Raw genomic sequence first — 22,170 nt, forward strand, 5'->3', positions numbered from 1 at the left:
GTGTGGTGTTCATCGGATTGCCGCCCTTCGGTAGCGGGGGAGGGAACGGTCGGCGCTCGGCCCGAGGGCGACCTGGCGGTACACGTCCAGCGGGCTGGTGGCGGTGGCGGTGATATCCAGGCTCCCGCCCACGCCTACGCCGGTCAGGCCCTTTGTGGAGACACCGCAGGTGACGGTGACCGTGACCTGTCCGCCTCGAACGAACGACGCGGTGTCGACGGTGACGGCGACGCGCAGGCACCGGGCGTCGAGGTTGGCATGCGCGGACGCCTCGGCGGCTTGCCGCGCGCCCGGCGCCGTGCGCGCCTGCGACGCCGCGCGGGCGGCCGAACCTGCGGCGGAGTGGACGTTGACGGTGCCGCGGGAGTATTGGAACGCCCCGATCAGCAGGAACAGCATCAAGACGCTCATCGGCACGGCGAGTGCCATCTCCACCGCAACCCCGCCCCGGTCCTCGCGGCGCCTCACGGCACGAACCTCTCCGTCGGGGCGGTCAGCCGCACGTCGATCGGCAGCGGGAGCCCCTTGGCGGTGCCCCGGATGACGACGGTGGTCACTGTCGGGCCGCGGGTGACGGTGACCTGCGGGTCGCGCACGAGGTTACCGGCGAGCTGGGCCAGGAGTTCGCGGGCCTGGGCGTCGCCGGCCGCCGCGTTGCCGCCGACCACACGGGTGCTCTGCACCGCGCGATCGGCGGCGGATTGTGCGGCGAGGTAGCCGATGCCCCACAACACGCCCTGGGTGAGTGCGGCGAGGATGAGGACGATCATCGGCACGGCGATCGCGAACTCCACGCTGGCCGCGCCCCGATCATCACGGCGGGGGCGGCGAGGGTACCCGGCGCGGTGCATCGGCTCTAGGCCTTCTACTTGCCGTCGCCGAAGAACCAGGACTCGGTCAGCTTCGTGATGCCGGTCTTGTAGGCCAGGAAAAGGCCGAGGGCGATGGTGGCGGCTGCTCCGATACCAATGGCGACCTGGATCGCCTCGGCACCCCGGTCCTCGGTGGCGCGCAGCTCCTTCCACCGATCGGCGGCGGCCTCGGCGGCCAGGGTCAGTCGGACACTCAGGTTGTTGATCATGATCTGCTCCTTGCGCGTGGGATATGTGTGGCTCCGTGGTGTGGTTGTCAGGGTTGAAGTCCGGCGATGCCTGGGTAGATCAGGAACAGCAGGAACACCGAGGTCAGCAGCATGAGCGGGATGGACATCCGCTCAGACGCCGACTCGGCCCGGGCCTCCAGCTCGGCCGCGAGGCGTTCGGACAGGGCGTGCCCTCGCTGGGTCAGGGCAGCGCGGATGCGGGTGCCCTCGCCAGAGGCGAGTTGCAGAGTGGCAGCGAGTTGCTCGAGCTGCACGACACCGGTCTCGCGGCCTAGGTCGCCGAGGGCCTGCCACAGCGGTGTGCGGGTGGTTCGTGCGGTGGCGAGGGCGTGGCGGATACGTCGGGCGGCCCAGCCAGAGGAGATACGGGTGGAATCCATCAGCGCCTGTTCCACCCCGGCCCCGGCAGCCAGAGCCGGGGGGACGATGTCGAGGAGCGCTGCGAGGGTGTGTCGCATCAGCAGGCGGCGCTGTTCGGCCTTGCCCTTCAGCGACGCCTCGGTGATCCACACCGCCACAGCGGCCAGGGCGACGCCGAGCCAGATCGGCACGGTGAGGGCGATGCCGGCGCCCATCAGGTTCATGACCGCCACGGTCGCGGCCGGGGCCAGCAGCGCCATGACCGCCAGGCCCGCGAGGCTGCCGAGGTAGGCGATCGGGTCGCGTTCACAGACCGCAAGATCCGCCATCGTGGCCCTGCGGGGCAGGCCGAAGCGGGTCAGTGGGCTAGCGAGTGCCTCCTCGATCCGCCGGCGCCGGCTGGCTGGTGCGGAAGGGGTGCGGTAGATGTTGGCGATCGCGGTGAGCAGGGGCGGCCGAGCCGGCCAGAGACCAAAGACGATCAGCACGAGGCCCATTCCGACTCCGGCGCCGAGCAGGATGGCGTCCATCAGACCGCCACCTCCTCGGGTTCGGGGGTGAGGATGCGCGGCAGGTCATCGACCCGGCCGGCGCGGACCATCCAGAGCAGGCATCCGGCGAAGCACGCACCGACGACGGCTAGAACGAGCTGCCCCACAACCGTGCCGTACGGGGAGAGGAAGTCCCCGACAAACACGGCCATGAGCAGCACCGTGCCCAACACCACGGCGATCACGATCCGGGTCGACGTCTGCGTGGAAGCACGTTTGGTGGCGATACGCAGCCGCGCCGAGACCTGGTCGCGGGCGGCCTGCCCGACGCCTTCCAGCCCGGCGGCGATGTCACGGGCCTGGTGTGCGGCGGCCTGCAGAAGCACGTTAACCACCAGGTCAGCGGTCGGGTCGGCCAAGTCCGCGGCGAAACCACGTAGCGCCTCGGGAAGGCGGACGCCGGTGCGGAGGGCGAAGGAGAGGCGGTCCAGCTCGGTGCGAATCTCCAGCGGGCCGATGAGTGCGGTGGTGAGGATGGCCTGCTCGATACCGGCACCAGCGCGCAGCGTGCCGGTGAGGTCCTCGCTCCACGCAGCGATCGCTTCCATCCGGGCCATCTGCTTCTTAACGGCCCGGTCCGGCCCGAGGACCGACGGCAGGGTCCAGGCGGCGACGCCCGCGAGGATCGCTGCGACCGGCCACCCGGAGGCGACCCCGACCACCACCCCCACCGTGCCTACGACAGCCAATCGCACCACCGGCAACGGGCCACGGGCGCGCAGCCGTGCGAGCAGACCGAGCCTGGGGGCCCGGTCGATGGCGGGCCGGCGCAGACCGGAGATGATGAGGAGGATGCCGAGGGCGGCGGTGGCGCCCAGAATCGCGGCGAGCGGGCCCATGGTCACCAACCCCCGATCAGCTCGGGACGGAACCCGGCATCGAGCAGCTCGTCGAGGGTCCCGCTGCGTAGAGGCGCCGCAGGGACGGCCCGGCGGTCGGGCCCTGGTTTGAACAGCTCGTTGCTGATCACGTCGGCGCCTTCGTGGTGCAGCACCTCCCGCACGCTGGACACCACCCGACGGCGGTCGCCGGCCCAATCCAGGTGCACCACGAAGTGCACCGCCCCAGCGATCAACGGGGCGGTCGCTTCGAACGGCAGGCGTTCGGCGGCCTGGGCAGCGTAGGTCTGCAGCCGGGCGAACGCCTGTCGGCTGGATGAGGTGTGGATGGTGGCGAGGGAGCCGTCGTTGCCCTGACTCATCGCGTTGAGCAGCGGGATCACCTCACCGCCCCGCGCTTCGCCGAGGATGACCCGGTCCGGGGCCATCCGCAGCCCCCACCGCACCAGCTCGGCCTGGTCGATCGCACCTTCGCCCTCGATGTTGGCCTCACGGGCCTGCAGGGCGATGCAGTCGGGATGGTCGGGGTCCTGATCCAGGGCGAGTTCGTCGGTGTCCTCGATCGTGACGAGCCGCTCCTGGGGCGGGATCTCCCGTGCCAGGGCGCGTAGGAAGGTGGTCTTTCCGCTGTTGGTGCCGCCGCAGATGATGATGTTCTTACGCGCTTTCACCATCGCAGAGAACAAACTGATCATGCCCGGGGGCAAGACGCCCTTGTCGTGGGCGAGCTGCTGCAGCGAGGTCTGCAGCAGGGTGTGCCGGCGGATCGACACGGACGGCTCGCGCGACAGCATGGTCGCGAACAGTCGAGACCCGTCCGGGAGCCGGACGCTGACCTTGGGCACGCCACGGTCGAAGCGCCGCTCGTCCGTGCCGGCCCGGGCCGCGATGTCACGGACCAGCGCGACGAGCTCCTCCGAAGAACCGGCAACCGGCGGCAACTCCTCCTTGCGGCCGTCAGTGCGGGTCACCCACACCCGGGAACCGTTGATGAAGATGTTGGTGATCGTCTCGTCGTCGAGCAGCGGCTGCAGCCCGCCCATACCGATGAGCGAGTCGGCGATCGCCCGCGCGATGGCCTCCTCCTTCGGAGGCGCCAGCGGGTGCCTCCCGTCGGCGAGTTCACGCTGGGCGTGCTCGTCAAGTACGGCTTGGACGAAGCCGTGCACGCGTTCGGCCCGTTCCTGTCCGCTGGGAGCTGCCCCGGAAGCGGCGAGGCGGCGGGCGACTTCGGCGCGCAGCGCGGCGGTCAGCGGATCCGCGCCCGCAGACCACGACACCGCCGGGTCCGCAGTGGTCAGGGGGAACCTCGAAGTGGTCATCGGGTTGCTCCAGCGGGGTAGGGCACGAGGGGGCGCCCAGTTGCGGACTCAAGTTCGGACGCGAGGATTGCCAGCTGCCGGGCCAGGCGCAGCGACCGCCAGAACCGCGACGTCGTGCGGCCGGACAGGATGCCAGCAGTGGTCGGATGCCAGGCGAGATGGGCTGCGACCGGCAGGCCGTAGGCGTCGGTGATCTGCCGCGCCGAGTACGGACCCCCGCCCGTCAGGACCAGGGAGACACGGCCGGAGGTCGCGTGGACCAGCCACGGCAGGCGCGCGGCAAGCTGGGCCTGTTCCTCCATCGTCGGACGGATCACCAGCAGCATTCGGTCGCTCGCGGCGGCCAGCGCCATACCCGCCCCGCCCTGGGAGACACGGCCAAGATCGACCACCGCCGGGTGCCCGGCCAGGACCGCACGACCCGAAGCCGCCAGGGCTCCGACGGCCGCCGCTGCGGCGTCTCCTGGCGGGGCGAGCACCGCGCTCACGCCGACCGGCAGTAGCTGGGTGTGCTCGGCGAGAACGGCCCGTGCGCCGGAGCGCCCCGCTGCGGCCAGCGTCGTGAGGCCCGGCTCCACGGAGCCGCCGAAGCGGGCCGCGAGGTCGCCCCCGGCCGGGTCGGCCTCCAACAGTACGGCGGGCTCGCCCGGCCACTGCGCGGCCAGCCCCACTGCGATGGTGGTCGCTCCGGGAGAGCCCTTCAGGGACCCGATCGTCAGAAACATGGCCTAGCTCCCGGAACCGAGTTGAACCACGGACACCTCGCCACTGGCGGACGCGATACGAGGGGCATCGCCGGCGCCGACAAGGACTGACACCACGATCGTGCCCGTCTGATCGACCGCGACGTGCACCTCGGTCACCGTGCCGTCCGCCGACACCACACCGGCCGCACCGCCCCCGCCACCCGAGCCGCCGGCCGAGACCACGAACACCGACACCCGCGCCCCAGCTCCCAGCCCGGAGGGGACCCGGCCCGGCTTCACCGGCAGGGCGACCAACGACTGCCCTACGGGCGGCCACGCAGCGGCACCCAGCTGACCTGGGGCCAGAAGTGCACCGGCAGCCACCGGCATCGCCACCGTCCGACCGATGATCGAAGCCCGCTCAGCCACCGGAACCGTGGCGACCTCGGAACCGGCAGCCAGCCGGACGACCTTCACATCGGCATCCGTCACCGTCTGCCCGACCGCCAACGCTCGGGCGGCGGCCAACACCTGAACCCGGGCGTCCAGGGCCGCAACCGCGAGCACGCTCGCCAGCACGCACACCAGCACCAGTCCGGACCCGAGCAAGATCCGCGGCACGCTGACCCGTCGGCGTGCACCGGAGGCCGCGACGCCCGGAACGCGTAGTTTGCCGTTCACCAGTGCCTGTTTTTGGGCAGACGGTGCCGTCATGGGGTACCCCCCGAACTTTCGAAGAGAATTGGCTAGTTGAGGGCCTGCGACTCGACGACCAGAAGAGTCAGGGACGCAGTCGTCGTCAGGGACGGGACCGTGCCCGAGGATCCACCACCGGTCCAGGACACCTCCCAGGTCACGGTCGCCGTCAGCGTGTACGCGCCCGCACGGGTGTAGGTGTGACCACAAGTCGGGGAGGCCGCGCTCGCGCCGGCCGTGCTCGTCCACGCGTCACCGGGTCCCCCGCAGTTGACGGTGGAACCGTCACCGGTGGAGATCCTCATGCCCCTCGGCCGGGCATTCGCGGTCACTGACAGCCCGGAGACCGCAGCCGTCGCCGAGCGGGCGTTCCACGACACCGGATCCGCCCACAGCCAGGTCGGCAGAAAGACAAGCTGCCGCGCTGGAGGTGTTGGATTGGCGTGCATCCGCAGAGTGGGGAGTTGAAGTCTGCTCACAGCTTGCTGAGCCAACTGCTCGGGAGTGACACGTGCGGCGTCAGGGATCCACTTCCACCACGCGCCGTTCGCGCCCCACGGGGCTGAGCATGATCGAAAATACCAGCCTCCGGGGCCGGATTGCGGAGGACTACCAGGCGGCGCCTGGGATGAGGGGCCGTCGTAGTAGCACCCGTCGCTGCCCAGCCATCCTCGTCCGGGAATCGAACAAGGGACGATTGTGCCGCCTGGATCCCGACACTCGGAGGAGCCTCCGCTGTCGCCTGGGCCGGTTCCCGTTTTACCTGGCAATTGCACCACGACGACTTTGCATTGCGAGTTGAGGGGATCTTGGACGCAGTCGACGTTTCCAACCACATCTGCCTTGGCCTGCTCCACCGCAAATCCTGTGACGGCCATGCAGGCAGAGAAGACTAAGAATATTCCGGTTGCACGTTTCAAGCGCATGTTCCTACCGCCTTCAATCCAAAGTTGACGACCTTCCATGACCCATCGATCAGCTCCAGTGAGGCGGACATGGAACGCTTGCCGCCCAGGCTGTCCTGGTAGGGGGACCCGTCTGCCTTGTACATCGCCGTGCCCGACGTATCCACGCAGTCCTCGACGGCGGCCTTTGTCGGCGCAGTGGCTGGTTCAAGGCCGGAAACACTGGGCCGCAAGATGACTTCTCCTCGACCAAGCAGTCCCTGGTCTTTGGACTGCTGCAGTCCTCGCATCAGGACGTCGAGCGCATGGCCGGATGCGTAGCGAGCAAGTTCGGGATCATTCGGATTGGATGCCCGAGAGGCGGAGATGAAGGCTTTCCACATGTTGCGGTAGGCGTCTTCGGCGGCCTTGCTCGCGGTTCCGATGTCGTTCACTGGTGACTTTGCAGCGGTAGATGCGGTTGTGGTCGTGGTCGGTTTGGGCGCGGGGTCGTTGGTGCCGCACGCGGCGAGTGCCGGGAGGAGTACGACGGTCAGGACGCGTGCTGCCAGGTTCGACATGGACTGCCACCTTCGCTGTTGGAGCTGCCTACAGGGGTACCTCGTCGCCCCCTGGTTACCGCAACGGCGGCGTGTCGGGGTGGGTGTGCGAGAGGCCGTGTTCAGGTAATCAAGAAACCGGATGAACCGCCAGAATCATCGGATCTATGCGGCAACCGCGCCGAGATTGGCGGACTTGAGGGGTGGGGTGGTTTCTAGATCGTTATGCGGCTCGGATCGTCGATTACGAGCCGTGACCTTCGAGCCCGCCTCGGCTGCATCATGTGGTTTGACCAGGGAAGATACTGTGAATTTGCCTCGTGATCACTACTGGGAGTTTGTAAACTGTCAGTAGTGATCAACAAGCCTCCGGCAGGTGTGCGATGACGAAGCAGAGCCCTCCGCAGGGCCCGATGGGCGATCCGGCGACGGAGTTGGCCCGTCTGGTGCGGCAGTGTCGCTACCGGATGCCGTCGGCGAACGGGGTGATGTCGCAGGAGGTCGCCGCGCACCTGGTGGGGTGCAGTCTGCAGTGGTACCGGCGGCTGGAGTCGGGCCGTGCGGCGGACTACTCCGAGGAGATGCTGGAAGGCGTCGCCCGAGGCTTGAACATGACCGACTCGGAGCGGTACCTGCTCCTGTGGCTGGGGCGAGGACGGTCCGCGCCGGGTCGCCATCCTGTGACCGAGGCTCTGGGGGTGAGCCTGCTGGCGATGGTGGACGTCCTGCCGTGGCCGGCGTGGATCACCGACCCGGCCGGGGTGATCCAGCTGCGCAACCGGTACCTGGCCGATTGGCTACCCGAGACTGCCGGGTCGGACAACTTCGTCACCTGGGTGATCCGCGACCAGACGGCCCGCGAGAAGCTGGTGGACTGGAAGAAGACGTGGCTTCCTGCGGCGGTCGCGTACGTGAAGATGACCATGGCGATCATTCCCAAGGACGAGCGCGTGCAGGCCCTGGTCCGTGAACTCGCCAAAAGCGCTCCCGCTCGAGAGCTCTGGGAAAACGCTGCTGTGGAACGGATCGAGCCCGGTGCCGACATCGCCATGCAGCCCTTGCAACTCCTGCGCGACGGCTCTGCGGTCAAGGTGATCTGGACGGTGTTGACCGCGCCCGGGGCGTCGGAGGCCCGGCTCGTGCAGCTTATTCCGCCCAAGGTGAAGAAGCGGAAATAGAAACTCGGAGTTTGAACACTGCGAGTATGCAAAGTGTGAGTTGACGTAGTGCCGCTTGCTGGTGCGGGCCTTGGTGGCGGCGCAGTCTGTGGCCATGATCGCCCCTCCCGCCCCACCGAAGCCGTCCACCGACGGCCAGCGACTCGGTAGGTTCACCCGCTGGTTTCTGGCGTTGCCGGGCTTGCCGGTGCTCCTGCCGATGCTGCTAGGTGCGGAACTCGGGACCGCGATCGGCGACCGCCAGGAGGTCGCCCCCGTCACCGGCCTTCTGGCTCAGATGCCGCTGCCGTGCATCGGCGCGCTGCTGTTCGTGATCGGCGCGCAGGTCCCCCACAAACAACTGCCCGCGCTAGCCGGCCGCACCCTCGCCATCCTCACAGCGGCCACCGCCCTGCCCGCCATTCTGGTGCTGGGGTACGGGGCCATGTTCGGGGCGCGTGGCGCGCTGGGCGTTCCGCTGTTGACGGTGGCGAGCAGCAGCCTATCCGTTTCCAACAACATGTGGGTGGGCATCGTCCGCAAGATCGGCGACCCCGCTGATGTGGCTGCCGGGTGCGTGGCGGCGGTGGTGTCGAGCGGCCCGTTGGTGCCGCTGCTGGTCCTGGCCGTGTGGAAAGGGCAGCTCACCGGTCTGCCGTGGGCGCTGGCCCTTGCGGCGGTGCTGCTGCTCGGCGGCGGTCTGCTGGCCGGGGCGATCCGGCCCGCCAGCAAACGCGTGCTGGCCTACCTGACTACTCCGTTGCTGGTCGCGATGAGCGTGGCGATGGGGTGGGCAATCCCCACCAGTGCCCTTGCCCGAGAGGCGCCGGCGGGGATCGTGGTGGCCGTGACCTCCGGTTTGGTCACCGGGGGCACGGCCGCCCTGCTCTACCGCCGGGTCCTGCGTCGGCCGGCCGCGATCGGCTGGGCGGCATCCGCGCCGGCGGGGGTGTCGGTGACCGTGCCGACGATGATCGCGATCGCCGACCCCACCTGGGCGCAGTGGGCCCCGGTCGCGACCGCCCAGACCGCAGCGGCCGTCCTCACCGGCATTGTCCTGACCACCTTCCTCGGGACGACCACCCGGCCCCGCACCACGAGCGGGAGTTGACCATGGACACCCTCGCCGTACTCACCGTCGCAGGAAGTCTCACCGCCGCGTTCGGTACCGGCCTCTGCTGGGCCCGCGCCCAGGCCCGGCTCCAACGGACCACCGACTCCCTCGACCGGCTGCGCCATGAAGCGGCAGAGGCTGCTCACGCTGCCCACCACGACGACCTGACCGCACTGCCGAACCGACGTGCCTTCACCGCCGCCACCGCCCATCACCTGCGACACCCGCCCAGCTACTCGGCCCTGCTTCTGCTGGACCTGGACGGTTTCAAGGCGATCAATGACCGGCTCGGGCACGGGGCCGGCGACGAGGTCCTCATTGCCGTCGCTGGCCGCCTGCACAGTTTCGCCGCCGGCAGACCGGTCGCACGCCTCGGAGGTGATGAGTTCGTCCTGCTCATCGCCGGCCCGTACCCGGCAGCCGTCGATCCCGGCATCTGGCCGCTGCCGCTCGGCCAACGGCTGCGCGAGGCGCTCGCCCAACCCATCCGCACCACACACGGCACCGTGTCGGTGACCGGATCCGTCGGCATCGCCACCCTCACCGACCCCTGCACCCTCGGGAACGCCCTGGCCCGCGCCGACATGGCCCTATACCAGGCCAAGTACACCTCCGTCGGGGTCGCCGTGCACAACCCGCAGACGATCACCGGCCACCTAGACCCGCATCGCCGAACCCGCGCCGTCGAAGCCGGGCGCACCCACCACCCAGCCCCCTGCACCTGAGCACCCCCAGGAAGGAAGCCATGCCCCAGCGGCGATTTGAGACACCACTCGAACAGGCCGGACCACCACGCTCGCGTGCTGGCGCGATCGGCGTGTCCGCCGCCGCCATCGTGGTGGCCGCCGGCTGCGGGCTACCGCTGCTAGGCCTGGCCGCCATGGCCACTGGAACCTGCGACCCCGCAGCGCCGTGCCCGGCCGTCGAGCAGATCAACACCCACTTCGGGCTGTCCGCACTCGCCGTCGGAGCCGGACTCGCCATCGTGCTGGCCATGTTCGCCATGCCCCACCGGTTCGACACCTGGGCGCGCGACGTCCAGCTGTGCGGCGCGGCCATGGCCCTCGCCGGTGCCTTGTGGCCGGCGATCTGGATCTTCATCCTCGGCGGACCCCGCCCCTAGACCCCCGCCCGCAACACCGCGGCCGGGCCCACCCCCTTCTCGGGAGAACTCCATGACACGCACCGCCAAGACCATCATTACCCTCGCCGTCCTGCTCCTGCTCGTCAGCGTCGGGGTGTCATTCCTGATCGCCCGCGCGGACCGCCGCGAGCTGCACGACCAAGCCGTGCTCGAACTCGTCCAGCTCGACTTGCCCGCGGCGTGGGGCAAGCCCGCTATCAAGGTCGGGGAACCCGCCGGGCAGCGCCACGCCGGCATCGTGGTGCGCTACCCCGACCGCGGCGACCCCGCCGCGATGACCGCCGTGGCCGGCCTCGCCCGCGAGCAGGGCTGGTCGAGCCGCAACTGCGGAACGGAGGTATGCATGGAAAAGGGGCTCTACTTCCTCCAGACCGAGGCCCAGCCCTGCACCGCCGACCCCGCCCGGTGTGAACTGGCCGTCACGATCAACTGGAACGCGCCGCTGCTCGCCGGACGGATGCTGGCGATCGCCACCTTCCTGATCGCCGTCATCGCCGCTGTGCTGCTGGTCATCACCCGCCGACGCCCGAGCCCCGACACAGGAAGGGCCAACACCATCGCGGAGCGTTCCGCCGCTGAACTGCGGTAGCGGGCAGCCCAACGCCCATGACGCCACGCGGCGCGGTGGAGGGCCTCACGGCTCTCCACCGCGCGAAGCTGCCAGCTGTGCGCAGCCGCTGAGCCCTGCCGGAATGACGACGAAACACCTGTGCATTGCTCCTGGTGCGAAAGGATGGTGTCCACCTTCGCTCGTTGGAGTTCCCTGTGACCGACCCAGAAGATGGTGCCGTGGCGGACAGCCGTGTGCTGGCGAGGAGCATTCTCGACGGCATCCACGCGCAGGACGCAGCGCTCCTGGCCGGGATGGCCCGGAGGGAACTTGCTGTCCAACACCGAGCCCGCCAGATGCTCCTCGACCATGCCAACTCACTGCAGGCAGCGGTCGACCAGGATCCGACGTCGGAGGGGCAGCATCAGGTCGATATGATCATCGTGCTGCGGGACCTCGCCCAAGGATTGCTCGACAACACGACCCGGGCTGTCGACAACGAGACCGGTCAGGACGGACGCGAGGACTACCACTTCAGACTCTGAGCGCCCCTCAGATGGGCAGACAGGACGGGACCGTCAGACTGCGTTGCTCCCGGCATCGGCTGGCTCGGGGTGTCCGGCTGCCTTGGCGCTGACGGCAACACGAACGCTGGAACTCTTGGCCCTTAGCTGCTCGGGGGCCGCCAGGCCGAACTCCTCGGTTCTGGTCTTACCCCACGCGGCGGTCACTGCCTTGTAGAGCTCGGCGTAGTCGGTCTGGGCCGCGGCGAGTTGAGCGGCGAGGTCCCGAACGCGGGCCTGAGACCGGCTTGCTGCCTCGACCATCGCCACGTTGGCGGCTGCCGCAGCCTTGGCAGCCTTCACCGGATCCGCATCGTCATGTTTGACCATCACGGTTAGCTCCTTTCTCGGGTACGCCACCACGGTCGAGTTGGCGTTGTGCGACAACTCAAAGGGACACCGCCAGCACTGCTCCGCCTACCAGGAACGGGCCGAAGGGAAGCTCCGCTTCCCCCGTTCGCCCTCGCGCCAGCAGCACGAACGCGGTCGGCATCGCAAGGACGAACGGGGCCAGCACGCCGATGACCACCGAGCCGGGGCCGGCCATGCCCAGCCCAAGGCCGAGGAGGGCCGCCAGGCGCACGTCTCCCAGCCCCATACGGGCTCGGCTCACCAGGGCGATCGCCAGGTACAGGCCACCGCAGAACAGGCACCCGGCCAGCGCGGCGAGTGCGAGCCTGCCGCTGCTTTCCGTGAACGCCGCGCCCGCCACCAGCACCGCCACGGCCGCGCCGGTGGCGGCGATGGCGGGGGTGGGCAGGCGGTGGGTGGCGATGTCCATCGCTGACAAGATCACCCCCGCGCAGGCGAGTACCAGCCATGCGGCGAGGACCAGCATCTGCGACCTGCCCTGGGTTGGGGGTCGAAGGGCCAGCAGCGTGCAGGTCGCCGCGCCCAGGACGGGGTACATCCTCGTCACACGAACCGGTCCGAACACTCGACCGGGCTCGCCCACACCCCGGGCCTCAGCGGTCCGTGAGTCGCGGTGGCGCTGATGCTGCTCGGCCTGCGGTTCCGCAGCGGACCAGCGGTCCACGAGCGGGCCCGTCAGCGTGCCGGCGATCCCGCCCGCGACGGCGCTGGCGGCGACCAGGAGCGTGCTCATGGCCAGGCCCGTCCCGGCCTGTGGCTCGTGGTGTTCATGCCGCGAGGAATCCGTCGTCGCGGAGGTTGCGCCACTGCCGCAGGTGCAGCAGGAGTTCGTGCAGCACGGTCATGAAGGCCGAGCCCAGCTCGGTGAGGGTGTAGTACGTGCCGCGCTCGTCGACCCGGTGGCGGATGTACCCGTCGGTGATCAGTACCCGGAGGGCTTCGCCGAAGGTGCGGCCGTGCGGGTGGGGTGCGATGCCGTTGAGGAGGTCGGTGTAGCGGGCGTCGCCGTCTTCGAGGGCGGTGAGGATCTCCAGGGTGCAGCGGCGCCCGCACAGGGCGAACACGTCGTCGAACTCGCGAAACTGGGTCATCCGGGCCTCCCCGCTGGGTGGAAAGAGGACCAGCACAACACACCGAAACAGCCCCGTCTAGAAAGCGGGACTACGTCTACTCCCAGTGTTCAAACTCGGAGTAGACGTAGTCAGACTTGCTGGTCAAGGCCTGTTTCCGGGCGCACCATGAATCGATGAACGCCCCCCTCAAGCAGTTCCCGGTCTCCTCGCCGCAGCCGGTTGCTTCTCTCCGGCGCAAGGCGCCCCTCGAGGCGAACCTCGGCCAGCGGACTTGGTCTGCGATCGCGCCCGGCCCCGACGAGGCCCTCCGTGTGCCCCGACACGGCCGGCCCGCGTGGGCTGCGCGGCGCGGGTGGCGTTCACGGTGGCCGGTGGGTCTACGCGGTCCCGCCGGCCACCACCCCACCACCGCCATCCGCCACCGACGCCGCCAACTCGGCCGCAACAGGTAGACCGCGCACCGCACCCCACGCTCTGGAAGGACCGCGAAAATGAGCACCATCCCCGCACTGCAGGTGTCCGCCCGCACCGCCCGCCTCCTCGACAGCGCCCCAGGCGCCCGTGACCAGCGTCAGCCACCTCGGCCGTTGACGATGGTCGAGCCGGAGATCACCGACCTGGACTACACCCGCGAACACATCGAACGCGGCATGGAGACACACCTGGGTTTCCCGTGTGCAACGGACATCGACTTCTCGCCGTTGACTCCCCTGTTCCTAGTCGCGTTGAACAACCTCGGGGACCCGGCCGCGGATCCGGTGTGGCCGCACCACACGATGCGGTGGGAACGCGAGGTCGTCAACTGGATGGCCACCCTGTTCCGGGCTGACCCGGTCGACCAGTGGGGGTACGTCACCACCGGCGGCACCGAAGGCACCATGCAAGCCCTGCGCATGGCCCGCGAGCTGCACCCCAACGGGATCTTGTACTACTCGACCGCCGCGCACTACTCGGTGCCGAAGATCGCCCACGCGCTGCGCATCCCCTCCATCGTCGTCGAAGCCGACCACACCGGTCAGATGCACTACGGCCGGCTGCGTGCCCTGGCCCGCCGCAACGCCCACTCGCCGGCCATCGTGGTGGCCACCTGCGGCACCACGATGACCGAAGCCGTCGACGACATCGAACGCGTCCACGCCGCACTCACAGCCGCTGGCATCACCAGCCGCTACGTCCACGTCGACGCCGCCCTGTCCGGGGTGCCGATGGCACTGCTCGGCGAGGACGAGCGGCCCGTCTGCCTGGACATGTCCCTCGGCCTGACCGACTCGATCAGCATCAGCGGGCACAAGTTCCTCGGCCTGCCCATGCCCTGCGGGGTCCTCATCGCCCGACGCAGCATGGCCGAACCCCTCGTACGCCCGGTCGCCTACACCCAGACCACCGACACGACCCTGCTCGGATCCCGCTCCGGGCACACCGCCATGGCCCTGTGGTGGGTCACCCGCCGCTACGGACGCGACGGACTACACCGCCGCGCCGAAAACGCCCGCGCCAACGCCACGTACCTGCTCGAACAGCTCGTCGCCCACGGGCACACCGCCTGGCGCAACCCGCACTCCATGACCGTCGTGCTGCGCCGCCCGCCCCAGCCCGTGGTCCGCAAATGGGCCCTCGCCGTGCACGGCGACTGGAGCCACGCCATCACCATGCCCGGCGTCACCCGCGACATGATCGACAACTTCGTCCACGACCTCACCATCGCCACCCGGACCAGCGCGTACCTCCAGGCAGTCGCACCTGCCGCGTGACGATCCAGAACCCGCCAACCTGCAGCCCCCGCCGGGAGGACCCGTGCACTCCAGGATCATCTCCACAACAGCCACAGCCCTGCTCGCCGGACTCGCACTCGTCCCCACCGGCTGCCGCACCCAGGCCAACCGGGCACCCACCTGGCAGGACAACGCCGTCGCCGAACTACACCGCCTACGCCTGCCCGCCGAATGGGGGCAGCCCCGCACCCAGACCGTGAAGGAAGGCCGCAGCCAGCAGCACACAGTCGAGCAGTACTACCCGCGCCACACCGACAACGCCGCACGAGCCATCGTCCACACGGCGCTGCTTGAACACGGGTGGAGCGTCATGAACTGCCCAACGGGCGCCTGCTACACCAAGGACCCGTACACCCTTACCCTGGAAATTGGTGCCTGCCCGACCACCACTGGCGCATGCGGTATGTGGATCACCATCACAGGAGCAGCTTCCTCCCAACCGCCGCGCCCAATCGAAGGGATCGAGCCATGGCACAAGCCGTCTACCCGTTAAAACTGCGCTTCCGGGCCGTGCAGATGTACGCGGAGATCCGGCTGGACTACCGTTCCGACTGGGCCACGCTCACCGCCGTGGCCGAAAGGCTCGGGATCAAGTCGACTGAAGCCGTTCGCCTATGGGTCCGTAAAGCCGAAGCTGAAAGTGGGAACCTGACCCCCACCACGCCCGCAGACTTGGACTGGCGCCGCCGGCTGCGAAAAGAGAACGACGAACTACGTCGCGTGAATGAGGCCTTGAAGATTGCCATTGCCGAGTTCGTGGCTGATCGCAGGAATTCACCGACCAACCTCGCTGCCGGAGTCGCGGAGTCGCAACTGCCAGCGGGTGAGTTTATGTAGTACGAGTCCCACCATTTCCATCAGGTTGGACTTGCCGACTTGCGTTTTCACCATGAATTACTTGTCGATCAATCATGAGGATGCGGAACATGGTAGACCCCATCGTCTGAGATCCCGTGGAGCTTCGACAGCGCGAACTTGGTGATCAGGAACTCCGCAGGTACGCCTTCTTGTGTCCTGACGATGTACGGTGAGGCCATGTGTATGCCGTCTGTTCCGCCAACCCAGGTGTCGCGGGCGTAGCACTCAACAGACACGGACTGTCCATCGATGTCGATACTCATGGACCAGACATAGTCGTCGTCCTTCTCGGCGCGAGGGCTCACCGTGACAGTTACAGCCTTGCCCTTGACTTCGGCCGTCCATTCCCGGTTGACGCGCAGGACGTCGAGTCCGCTGTCTGCCAGTTCCTCGAGTCCTGGGACTAGGGCCAGCGTCTCGGCTTGGTCGTACAGGGCATAGTCTTCGTCGCTGTACCCACTGCTCGGCGAGTGAACGGTGACCGAATCGAACTCGATGGTGATGCCGGATTCTGCCAAGGTGAATGTGATTTCCATGCTCAACGGTGCGTCGTAGACGGTGCCCGATTCGGACACGAGTTGCTCTCCCCATCGATCCATGTGCCATCCGGTGACCGAGATGTTTCCGATAGCCAGGGCTCGAGCAGTTCCATATCGGGCTTCTTCATCGAGTTCGACTGAGTGCACCAGCGCTAGGTTGCCCAAAAGTTCGACTTCGAGGTCAGTCGACAGGTATTCCTCATAGGCTCCGAGAGCCTCGTCGACGACGCCCCGCTCTTGGAGTTCGCCAAGGCTGCGCTCGTTGGTGCGCACCTGCTCGAAATAGGCCAAGACCGCGTCGAATATCGCCTTGAGAACCGCTTCCGGGGCCGGTTTGAGATTCAGCAGCGCTGATCTCAGTACGAGGAGGCTAGGCCATTGCGGAATTCTGTCGACATACTTCCACTCCTTGAGCGCCCGATGGATATCGTTGTCGCCGGAAACGATGAGGATCGTGAGGGAGCGTTCTTCAGCCTCTGCAATAGCCAGCCGCAGCATCGCAATGTCCGCCACTCCGGTCTTTACGCCTTCCTTCCGCTTGGCGGGAGGTCGCACCAGGATCTGGTCTTGAAGTGCTTGGGCCGCCACTTCCAGCCGATCCTTCAGGCGGAGGATCTTGAATGGCTCCGGCAGCGCCTCTAGGCCACAGATCACCTGCTGTTCGGCGGACGCTCGCATCGGATCTCCGGGCCAAGGCAAGGCAATCTCGACGCCTGCGAGTTCAAGCCTTCGCTTCCGGCTGCGGACAGCCCGGTCCAGCTCGTCGTACTCCCGTTGGGCGTGTTCCGCCCACTCCCACAGCACTGGTTCGGGAATCCATACCTCAAGGCCCAACATCTTGGCGTGGATGATCTGGCGAAGATCGAGCAGCTTGGACATGTTCAGTAAACCGCCACCCAGGCAATTGGTGTCGAGGACGATCGCACCCAGCCCTTGCGGTAGAACCCAATCCTCGGTCACTCTCAGTCCTTTCGCCAGAGGACGTGCACGCGGCGAGCATACCGCCGCCGAGGACAGGGCTAGGTCGATCGCCAGCTCGCTGGAGTGCAGTGAAGTGTCTGCCCTGGCGCTCAGATTCGAGTGCTCAGAGGCGTCCTGACATAGAATGATCTCTTCTCACCCGAAGGGCTGTTCATGCGTCTGCTGAGGCTTGAGATCGACTCCTGGCGTCACCTGCAAAATGTGGTGATAGAGCCGCCTGAGGACGCGACGATGATCTGCCTTGCCGGCGAGAACGGGAGCGGGAAGACCTCGGTACTGGAGCTGGTCGCGGCGATCTGTTCCAAGATCAGGATCTCTACCGGCGCGGAGTACTTCCGATCGGACCCGTTCGGCGAGTCGCACTCCTTCCGGGCAACGTTCCAGATACCTGACTACTTCCGAGAGAAGCTGTATGGCCAGGAGAACGTGCCGGATGAAGACGTCACTGCCTGGACCGGCACGATCACCGTCGAGTACAAGACGGGCGTAGAACGAGTTTGGCGTGCTGGAGGACTGGAAGACGGCATTCGGTCCTATGACCTCGCCAACGCGTGCATCAATCACCTGGGCGGAGACAGCAGGCTTCACTACGTCTACCTCGACGCCGACCGTTCGTATCCTAAGGTCGAGGTGTCGACCAAGCAGGTGCTCGAGCGCCTGGAGCAGCCCAATGAGGACGCTGGCGAGTTGAGAAAGTCCGCCGTGCAGCAGAGCGCAGCTCTGTACGCGGAATGGATTCGCTATTGCCTCGGCGTCGAGGCGCGATCAGCGTTCGCTGTCGCCAGACAGCTACGGGAAGGAGTCAGTGGCGAGGAAGTCCAGCGTCGCTACTCCGACCCGTTCCGCGGATACAGAGACTCCCTCGCCCAGGTCCTGCCGGGGCTGACTTTCATCGGACCGGACGAGCAGAGCCGAACCCTCCAGTTCGACAGCGGCGGCAACCGGGTTCCTTTTCACCATCTCAGCGGTGGAGAGAGGGAGTTGGCGTTTCTACTCGGGCAGATTGACCGGTTCCAACTCAAGACCGGAATGTTGTTCATCGACGAACCTGAGCTTCACCTCAATCCGGATCTCCTGCGGGTATGGCTGACCTACCTGCGAGAAACTCTTGTCGATGGCCAGGTTTGGATCGCGACCCATTCTCTCGAGGCTGTCGAGGCCGCTGGAGCGCAAGCCACCTACGTAGTCGAGCGCGATCGGACAACCTATGGAGCCGCCAGTGTCCAGCTCCTCGCCGAGCGGCCAGTCCTCTCGGTGCTCGCCCGGAGCCTTGGAACCCCCGCGTTCTCGCTGTCGAAGCTGCGCTTCGTGTACGTCGAAGGCGAGGCCCAACTTGCCGAGCGAGACCGGTTCGCTCGCCTCGCGGGCAACATAGCGGCGTACCGGTTCATCGAGGCCGGAGGCTGCGCGGAGGTGAGGCGGCAGCTTGTCGCATCGGTGCGCCTAGCGGCGGAAACGGACGAACAGTTGCACGTCGGGGCTGTAGTCGACCGGGATTTTCGCACCCTAGTGGAAGTGGAGGAGCTTACCGCCGCAGGTTTCCACGTTCTTGAGGTACACGAGGCGGAGAACTTCTTTTTGCAGCCAGAGATCGGCGAGGTGATCTGCGGGCCACTCCAGGACACTCCGTTCGCGGATCTACTTCGCGATAGCTCCGATCACTTCGCCGGACTCTGGGTCATACAGCGCGCGGCTCAGCAGGCCGGAGTCGATCCGGGGAAAGCACTCAAGGACTTCGCCAGCAAGCAACGATGGGCAAACATCGACTCTGGGCAGCAAAACATGGTCGCCTACATCCGGGCGAACGCCCTCAGCGATGGTGACCTCCTGGCCGTGGCGGCTGTGGAGGCGATTGGCCGATACGCCATGCTAAGGCTCGCACCGGATCTCTGGAAGTTCAGCATGGGCAAACAGGTGCTATCCCGCCTGGCCTCGCTCATCGGGTACAAGGGTCCCGCACTCTACAGTCGACAGGCAATGGCACTCTGGGGGAACGGCACGATTGACCCCTCGCCAGAACTGCTCGCGATGCGCACCTACCTGGCGTCGTTGTAGTACGCCACGCCTTAAGGAGCCGGTTGGCGGGAGGAGTAGTCAGCCCCTGCGGGGCCTGAGGGTCACCCCAAGCACCATCGTGTGCATCGGTAGCGAGCGTTGAATCCCGAGCCCCGTTAGGTGTTCCCCCATTTGGGCGACAACTTGCTCCGATGCGTGGGTAGTGGGGATGGTCATGTGTGGATAGATTGCGGGGATGGTGGGGTGGCGGCGGCGGGTCGTGTGGCTCGTAGCCATCTCTGGTGTGGTGTTTGCCGCACTCCTGGCGGGCTGGCAGCAGGCCGCTGACGGCAAGGGCTGGCTGCTAGTGGCGCTCGGGGCAGGGCTGGCGGTGGCGGGGCTGGTGGTTCCATTGGCCCTGGACTGGCTGGTGGCGAGCCGCGCCGAGGGGGTCGGCGCCCTAGAGGCTGGCGAGGGGGAGCTGCGGCGGCGGCTGCTAGTGGCCTACGCCGAGCAGGAGCGTCGATTGGGGGTGTCGGCCTCAGTGCCGCTGACTGTGAGGTTCTCCTCGACGGGCAGGCCCGCCGCTGGGCGGGCCGCAGTGGCCGGCCGTGACGGTGATCCGGCGGGTCTGGGGGGCTGGCAGTCGTTTCCGCTGCGGGGGGACGTGCATCAGATAGCTGCGGTTTGGCGGGAGGAGGTACCCCGGCGGCAGTTGGTGGTGCTGGGCGAGCCGGGCGCTGGCAAGACCGCATTGGTGCTGGCCCTTGCACGGCGGCTATTGGAGACACCGCAGGCCGGTGAGCCGGTGCCGGTGCTTATGCCGATGTCCTCGTGGGATCCGGGCAAAGAGACTCTGGAACACTTCGCCGCCGGCAGCCTCGTCGCCAGCGGGCTAGGGTCCCACCTAGCCGAACGGCTGGTTGGCGAGCCCCGGCTGACGGCCGGGAGCGTGCCGGGCTGGTGGGTGATGCCGGTCATGGACGGTCTCGATGAGTTGCCCGAAAAGCTGCGTGTGCAGGCAATGGCAGGGCTGGAGGAGTTTGCGTCCTACGGTCGGCCGGTGGTGGTGACATGCCGAAGCCAGGAGTACAGCCAGATCATGGCGGTACCATCACGGGTCCTGCCCCGTGCCGCGGTGATCGAGATCCAACCGGTTACCCCCGACGACGTTGCCGGGTACCTGTCGCATCCCGAACCTGACCGGCCACGCTGGGAACCGGTCCTACGGAAGCTGTCCGACGAGCCGGAAGGCCCGCTGGCCCGGGCTTTGAGTACCCCCCTGATGGCCGCACTGGCTCGATCCTCCTACCAGCAGGACGGCACCAGCCCAGCCGAGCTCACCACACTGCCCTCACGCGGACAGATCACCCGCCACCTGATCAGCCGCTACATTGACGTCGCCTACGACCCCAGCAGATCCGTCCTGATCCAGAACGGCAAACCGATCAAGTCCTACCCGCCTGGCAGGCCGCAGCGATGGCTGGAGACCCTGGCCTACTTGCTGTCCCTGACAGGGAGCCGGGACCTAATGTGGTGGCGCCTGCCCGTAGACCAGATCGTCGCCCGGCCCGCGCGGGCTGCCAGGTGGCGGGCCGGCGGGTTCGCCGTCGTGGCCGTCGTGGCCAGTGCCAGCGTGACCGCGCTGTTCACCGAGACTGAATCGGCGGCGCGCGCCGCGCTGGCTACGGCAATGGTGCTCGTGCTGTCTTGGTTCGACTGGGCGCGGCCGCTTCCGGACCTTGGAGGCTGGGAAGAGCCAGTCGAACCCGTTCCCGCACAGGTTTCCCGCCTGATTCGGGCGCTGAGAGAGCTCGTCTGCGGGGCGATCGCCGCCATGGTCTGCCCGGCGCCGCTGCTCGCGGCGGCCACTGGCCTGATTGTGGCGTCGCTCGGGCTGCTCCGCACAGAAAGCCCCGGCGTACTTGCGAGTCTGGAGTGGAGACCGGGGCCTCGGGCGGCCCACCGTCGGGCGGCGTTGGCCGCCGTCCGTGAAGGCACCTGGGCAGCTGTGCTCTGCGTGATTATCGCGACCGCATTTGGGTACCCGGCTGCGGTGTTGCCGGGACTCGCAGTCCCCGTGGCGGTCGTGTTCGCCGCCGCAGCTGGCCTTCGCTATGGTTGGAAGGCATGGATCTACTTCCGTCTCGCGCACCTGCACCTGGTACTCCAAGGCAGGATCCCTTTATTTCTACCGGCCTTCCTTCGTGACGCCGGCAACCGCGGCGTCCTGCGCCGTAACGGGGCCGTGTGGCAGCTTCGCCACGCCCTGATCCAAGACCACGTCCACCAGCCAGCCCGCGAGTACCACCTTCACCTCGACGCCGCTGCCGGCAACTGGCGGGCCGGCCGGGAGTTAGCCGGGCTGCTGCGGGATCGCGGTGACGTTGACGGGCTGCGTGACCTCGCCGCCATCGGCGACAGAGGCGCTAGTGGAGAGTTGGCCGGGCTGCTGCGGGAGCGCGGTCACGTCGCCGAACTGCGTGACCTCGCCGTTGCCGGCAATGAGCGCGCAGTCTGGGAGCTCGCCAGGCTGCTGCGGGAGCGCGGTGACGTCGATGGGCTGCGTGACCTCGCCGCCCGTGACCTCGCCTCCGCTACCGGGATGGGCGCTGGCGGGGAGTTGGCCGGGCTGCTGCGGGAGCGTGGCGATGTTGACGGGCTGCGTGACCTCAATGCCACCGGCGACAGACACGCCGGCTTGGAGTTGGCCGGACTGCTGCGGGAACGCGGTGACGTCGACGCGGCCATCGTCCTCTTGCAGCGTCGCGCCTACGAAGGAGACTCGAGTGCCGCCGAGCAGTTGGCCGCACTGTTACGAGAGCGAGACGAGCCTTCCTGATGAAAGCTGTGCGTTGGGAGCTGCGAACCCGTTACACCTGCGAGCAGGATCTGCGAGTTAAAAGTCCTTTCATCGCCAACTCCAGCCTGTCCCAACGGCGTTGACGCGGAGTAACATCCGAATTGGCGCGCTGGTTGGAGCGGGTCTTCTGCGGTGGAAGATGACCACAGGATGACCACAGGCCCAGAGCGGCGATGGCTGTGAGGCATT

The 22,170-nt window shown here is 67.6% G+C and carries 25 protein-coding genes; 11 read left to right on the plus strand and 14 right to left on the minus strand.

What is annotated here, in order from left to right; genetic code table 11:
* Positions 1-9 precede the first annotated feature (9 nt).
* The 10 genes from AB0M43_RS14655 to AB0M43_RS14700 form a co-directional block, all read right to left on the minus strand.
* Positions 10-468: a TadE family protein gene (locus AB0M43_RS14655; RefSeq protein ID WP_363724706.1), complete on the minus strand. Its 459-nt coding sequence runs from the start codon at positions 466-468 to the stop codon at positions 10-12.
* Positions 465-794: a TadE family protein gene (locus AB0M43_RS14660; RefSeq protein ID WP_363724708.1), complete on the minus strand. Its 330-nt coding sequence runs from the start codon at positions 792-794 to the stop codon at positions 465-467. Before AB0M43_RS14660 ends, AB0M43_RS14655 begins: the two co-directional genes overlap by 4 nt.
* Before the next feature lie 71 nt (positions 795-865).
* A complete protein-coding gene (locus tag AB0M43_RS14665; RefSeq protein WP_363724710.1) occupies positions 866-1,081 on the minus strand; it encodes a hypothetical protein in 216 nt (71 codons plus the stop codon).
* 47 nt (positions 1,082-1,128) lie between these two features.
* Positions 1,129-1,992 carry a type II secretion system F family protein gene (locus AB0M43_RS14670; RefSeq protein ID WP_363724712.1) on the minus strand — a complete coding sequence of 288 codons (864 nt, stop codon included), beginning with the start codon at positions 1,990-1,992 and terminating at the stop codon, positions 1,129-1,131.
* Complete coding sequence (locus AB0M43_RS14675; protein WP_363724714.1) at positions 1,992-2,852, minus strand: type II secretion system F family protein; 861 nt, start codon at positions 2,850-2,852, stop codon at positions 1,992-1,994. Before AB0M43_RS14675 ends, AB0M43_RS14670 begins: the two co-directional genes overlap by 1 nt.
* 2 nt (positions 2,853-2,854) lie before the next feature.
* Complete coding sequence (locus AB0M43_RS14680; protein ID WP_363725745.1) at positions 2,855-4,153, minus strand: ATPase, T2SS/T4P/T4SS family; 1,299 nt, start codon at positions 4,151-4,153, stop codon at positions 2,855-2,857.
* A gap of 17 nt (positions 4,154-4,170) precedes the next feature.
* A complete protein-coding gene (locus AB0M43_RS14685) occupies positions 4,171-4,899 on the minus strand; it encodes a hypothetical protein (protein WP_363724716.1) in 729 nt (242 codons plus the stop codon).
* 3 nt (positions 4,900-4,902) lie between these two features.
* Positions 4,903-5,574, minus strand: coding sequence for an SAF domain-containing protein (locus AB0M43_RS14690; protein ID WP_363724718.1), 672 nt, complete (start codon positions 5,572-5,574; stop codon positions 4,903-4,905).
* Between the two features lie 32 nt (positions 5,575-5,606).
* A complete protein-coding gene (locus AB0M43_RS14695) occupies positions 5,607-5,861 on the minus strand; it encodes a hypothetical protein (protein WP_363724720.1) in 255 nt (84 codons plus the stop codon).
* 611 nt (positions 5,862-6,472) lie between these two features.
* Positions 6,473-7,021, minus strand: a complete 549-nt coding sequence (locus tag AB0M43_RS14700; protein WP_363724722.1) for a hypothetical protein — start codon at positions 7,019-7,021, stop codon at positions 6,473-6,475.
* Positions 7,022-7,383: 362 nt separating this feature from the next.
* On the opposite strand from AB0M43_RS14700, the gene AB0M43_RS14705 reads away from it, so the two are divergent.
* The 6 genes from AB0M43_RS14705 to AB0M43_RS14730 all read left to right on the plus strand — a co-directional run bounded on the left by AB0M43_RS14705 (position 7,384) and on the right by AB0M43_RS14730 (position 11,510).
* Complete coding sequence (locus AB0M43_RS14705; protein WP_363724724.1) at positions 7,384-8,178, plus strand: helix-turn-helix domain-containing protein; 795 nt, start codon at positions 7,384-7,386, stop codon at positions 8,176-8,178.
* A 61-nt stretch (positions 8,179-8,239) separates the two neighbouring features.
* Positions 8,240-9,268, plus strand: coding sequence for a 2-keto-3-deoxygluconate permease (locus AB0M43_RS14710; RefSeq protein WP_363725747.1), 1,029 nt, complete (start codon positions 8,240-8,242; stop codon positions 9,266-9,268).
* A gap of 2 nt (positions 9,269-9,270) precedes the next feature.
* Positions 9,271-9,996: a GGDEF domain-containing protein gene (locus AB0M43_RS14715; protein WP_363724726.1), complete on the plus strand. Its 726-nt coding sequence runs from the start codon at positions 9,271-9,273 to the stop codon at positions 9,994-9,996.
* Between the two features lie 20 nt (positions 9,997-10,016).
* Entirely contained in the window at positions 10,017-10,394 is a 378-nt protein-coding gene (locus AB0M43_RS14720) for a hypothetical protein (RefSeq protein ID WP_363724728.1), read from the plus strand.
* Positions 10,395-10,446: 52 nt separating this feature from the next.
* Positions 10,447-11,004 (plus strand): hypothetical protein, encoded by a 558-nt coding sequence (locus tag AB0M43_RS14725; protein WP_363724729.1) that lies wholly within the window; start codon positions 10,447-10,449, stop codon positions 11,002-11,004.
* Between the two features lie 176 nt (positions 11,005-11,180).
* A complete protein-coding gene (locus tag AB0M43_RS14730) occupies positions 11,181-11,510 on the plus strand; it encodes a hypothetical protein (protein ID WP_363724730.1) in 330 nt (109 codons plus the stop codon).
* 33 nt (positions 11,511-11,543) lie between these two features.
* On the opposite strand, the gene AB0M43_RS14735 is transcribed toward AB0M43_RS14730, so the two are convergent.
* From AB0M43_RS14735 to AB0M43_RS14745, 3 genes are read right to left on the minus strand one after another with little or no spacing between them, the layout of a single operon-like run.
* Entirely contained in the window at positions 11,544-11,861 is a 318-nt protein-coding gene (locus AB0M43_RS14735; protein WP_363724731.1) for a hypothetical protein, read from the minus strand.
* Positions 11,862-11,916: 55 nt separating this feature from the next.
* On the minus strand, positions 11,917-12,633 hold the full coding sequence (locus AB0M43_RS14740) for a peptidase A24 (protein WP_363724733.1): 717 nt from the start codon (positions 12,631-12,633) through the stop codon (positions 11,917-11,919).
* A gap of 34 nt (positions 12,634-12,667) precedes the next feature.
* On the minus strand, positions 12,668-12,991 hold the full coding sequence (locus AB0M43_RS14745) for a winged helix-turn-helix transcriptional regulator (RefSeq protein ID WP_363724734.1): 324 nt from the start codon (positions 12,989-12,991) through the stop codon (positions 12,668-12,670).
* A gap of 473 nt (positions 12,992-13,464) precedes the next feature.
* Here AB0M43_RS14745 and AB0M43_RS14750 point away from each other — a divergent pair, with 473 nt between their 5' ends.
* The 3 genes from AB0M43_RS14750 to AB0M43_RS14760 are packed head-to-tail and all read left to right on the plus strand — an operon-like array spanning position 13,465 to position 15,582.
* Entirely contained in the window at positions 13,465-14,724 is a 1,260-nt protein-coding gene (locus AB0M43_RS14750; protein ID WP_363724736.1) for a histidine decarboxylase, read from the plus strand.
* 43 nt (positions 14,725-14,767) lie between these two features.
* The gene (locus AB0M43_RS14755) at positions 14,768-15,238 is read left to right on the plus strand and encodes a hypothetical protein (RefSeq protein ID WP_363724738.1); all 471 of its coding nucleotides are present in this window, start codon (positions 14,768-14,770) and stop codon (positions 15,236-15,238) included.
* Positions 15,214-15,582: a hypothetical protein gene (locus AB0M43_RS14760; RefSeq protein WP_363724740.1), complete on the plus strand. Its 369-nt coding sequence runs from the start codon at positions 15,214-15,216 to the stop codon at positions 15,580-15,582. The genes AB0M43_RS14755 and AB0M43_RS14760 overlap by 25 nt, the downstream gene beginning before the upstream one ends.
* A 68-nt stretch (positions 15,583-15,650) precedes the next feature.
* Here AB0M43_RS14760 and AB0M43_RS14765 read toward each other — a convergent pair whose 3' ends face one another.
* On the minus strand, positions 15,651-17,102 hold the full coding sequence (locus AB0M43_RS14765) for a hypothetical protein (protein ID WP_363724742.1): 1,452 nt from the start codon (positions 17,100-17,102) through the stop codon (positions 15,651-15,653).
* A gap of 174 nt (positions 17,103-17,276) precedes the next feature.
* On the opposite strand from AB0M43_RS14765, the gene AB0M43_RS14770 reads away from it, so the two are divergent.
* A complete protein-coding gene (locus AB0M43_RS14770) occupies positions 17,277-19,178 on the plus strand; it encodes an AAA family ATPase (protein ID WP_363724744.1) in 1,902 nt (633 codons plus the stop codon).
* 196 nt (positions 19,179-19,374) lie between these two features.
* Positions 19,375-21,960, plus strand: a complete 2,586-nt coding sequence (locus AB0M43_RS14775) for a hypothetical protein (RefSeq protein ID WP_363724746.1) — start codon at positions 19,375-19,377, stop codon at positions 21,958-21,960.
* The last annotated feature ends 210 nt before the right edge of the window (positions 21,961-22,170 follow it).

Origin of the sequence: Longispora sp. NPDC051575 (genome assembly GCF_040681875.1) — a bacterium.
In the GTDB taxonomy this organism is placed as follows: Bacteria; Actinomycetota; Actinomycetes; order Mycobacteriales; family Micromonosporaceae; genus Longispora.

What these genes read in the sequence shown, in the direction of transcription:
- AB0M43_RS14665 (WP_363724710.1), bottom strand. Translation starts at nt 1,081, where the DNA reads ATGATCAACAACCTGAGTGTCCGACTGACCCTGGCCGCCGAGGCCGCC.
- AB0M43_RS14670 (WP_363724712.1), bottom strand. Translation starts at nt 1,992, where the DNA reads ATGGACGCCATCCTGCTCGGCGCCGGAGTCGGAATGGGCCTCGTGCTG.
- AB0M43_RS14675 (WP_363724714.1), bottom strand. Translation starts at nt 2,852, where the DNA reads ATGGGCCCGCTCGCCGCGATTCTGGGCGCCACCGCCGCCCTCGGCATC.
- AB0M43_RS14685 (WP_363724716.1), bottom strand. Translation starts at nt 4,899, where the DNA reads ATGTTTCTGACGATCGGGTCCCTGAAGGGCTCTCCCGGAGCGACCACC.
- AB0M43_RS14690 (WP_363724718.1), bottom strand. Translation starts at nt 5,574, where the DNA reads ATGACGGCACCGTCTGCCCAAAAACAGGCACTGGTGAACGGCAAACTA.
- AB0M43_RS14695 (WP_363724720.1), bottom strand. Translation starts at nt 5,861, where the DNA reads ATGAGGATCTCCACCGGTGACGGTTCCACCGTCAACTGCGGGGGACCC.
- AB0M43_RS14700 (WP_363724722.1), bottom strand. Translation starts at nt 7,021, where the DNA reads ATGTCGAACCTGGCAGCACGCGTCCTGACCGTCGTACTCCTCCCGGCA.
- AB0M43_RS14705 (WP_363724724.1), top strand. Translation starts at nt 7,384, where the DNA reads ATGACGAAGCAGAGCCCTCCGCAGGGCCCGATGGGCGATCCGGCGACG.
- AB0M43_RS14715 (WP_363724726.1), top strand. Translation starts at nt 9,271, where the DNA reads ATGGACACCCTCGCCGTACTCACCGTCGCAGGAAGTCTCACCGCCGCG.
- AB0M43_RS14720 (WP_363724728.1), top strand. Translation starts at nt 10,017, where the DNA reads ATGCCCCAGCGGCGATTTGAGACACCACTCGAACAGGCCGGACCACCA.
- AB0M43_RS14725 (WP_363724729.1), top strand. Translation starts at nt 10,447, where the DNA reads ATGACACGCACCGCCAAGACCATCATTACCCTCGCCGTCCTGCTCCTG.
- AB0M43_RS14740 (WP_363724733.1), bottom strand. Translation starts at nt 12,633, where the DNA reads ATGAGCACGCTCCTGGTCGCCGCCAGCGCCGTCGCGGGCGGGATCGCC.
- AB0M43_RS14745 (WP_363724734.1), bottom strand. Translation starts at nt 12,991, where the DNA reads ATGACCCAGTTTCGCGAGTTCGACGACGTGTTCGCCCTGTGCGGGCGC.
- AB0M43_RS14750 (WP_363724736.1), top strand. Translation starts at nt 13,465, where the DNA reads ATGAGCACCATCCCCGCACTGCAGGTGTCCGCCCGCACCGCCCGCCTC.
- AB0M43_RS14760 (WP_363724740.1), top strand. Translation starts at nt 15,214, where the DNA reads ATGGCACAAGCCGTCTACCCGTTAAAACTGCGCTTCCGGGCCGTGCAG.
- AB0M43_RS14770 (WP_363724744.1), top strand. Translation starts at nt 17,277, where the DNA reads ATGCGTCTGCTGAGGCTTGAGATCGACTCCTGGCGTCACCTGCAAAAT.
- AB0M43_RS14775 (WP_363724746.1), top strand. Translation starts at nt 19,375, where the DNA reads ATGGTGGGGTGGCGGCGGCGGGTCGTGTGGCTCGTAGCCATCTCTGGT.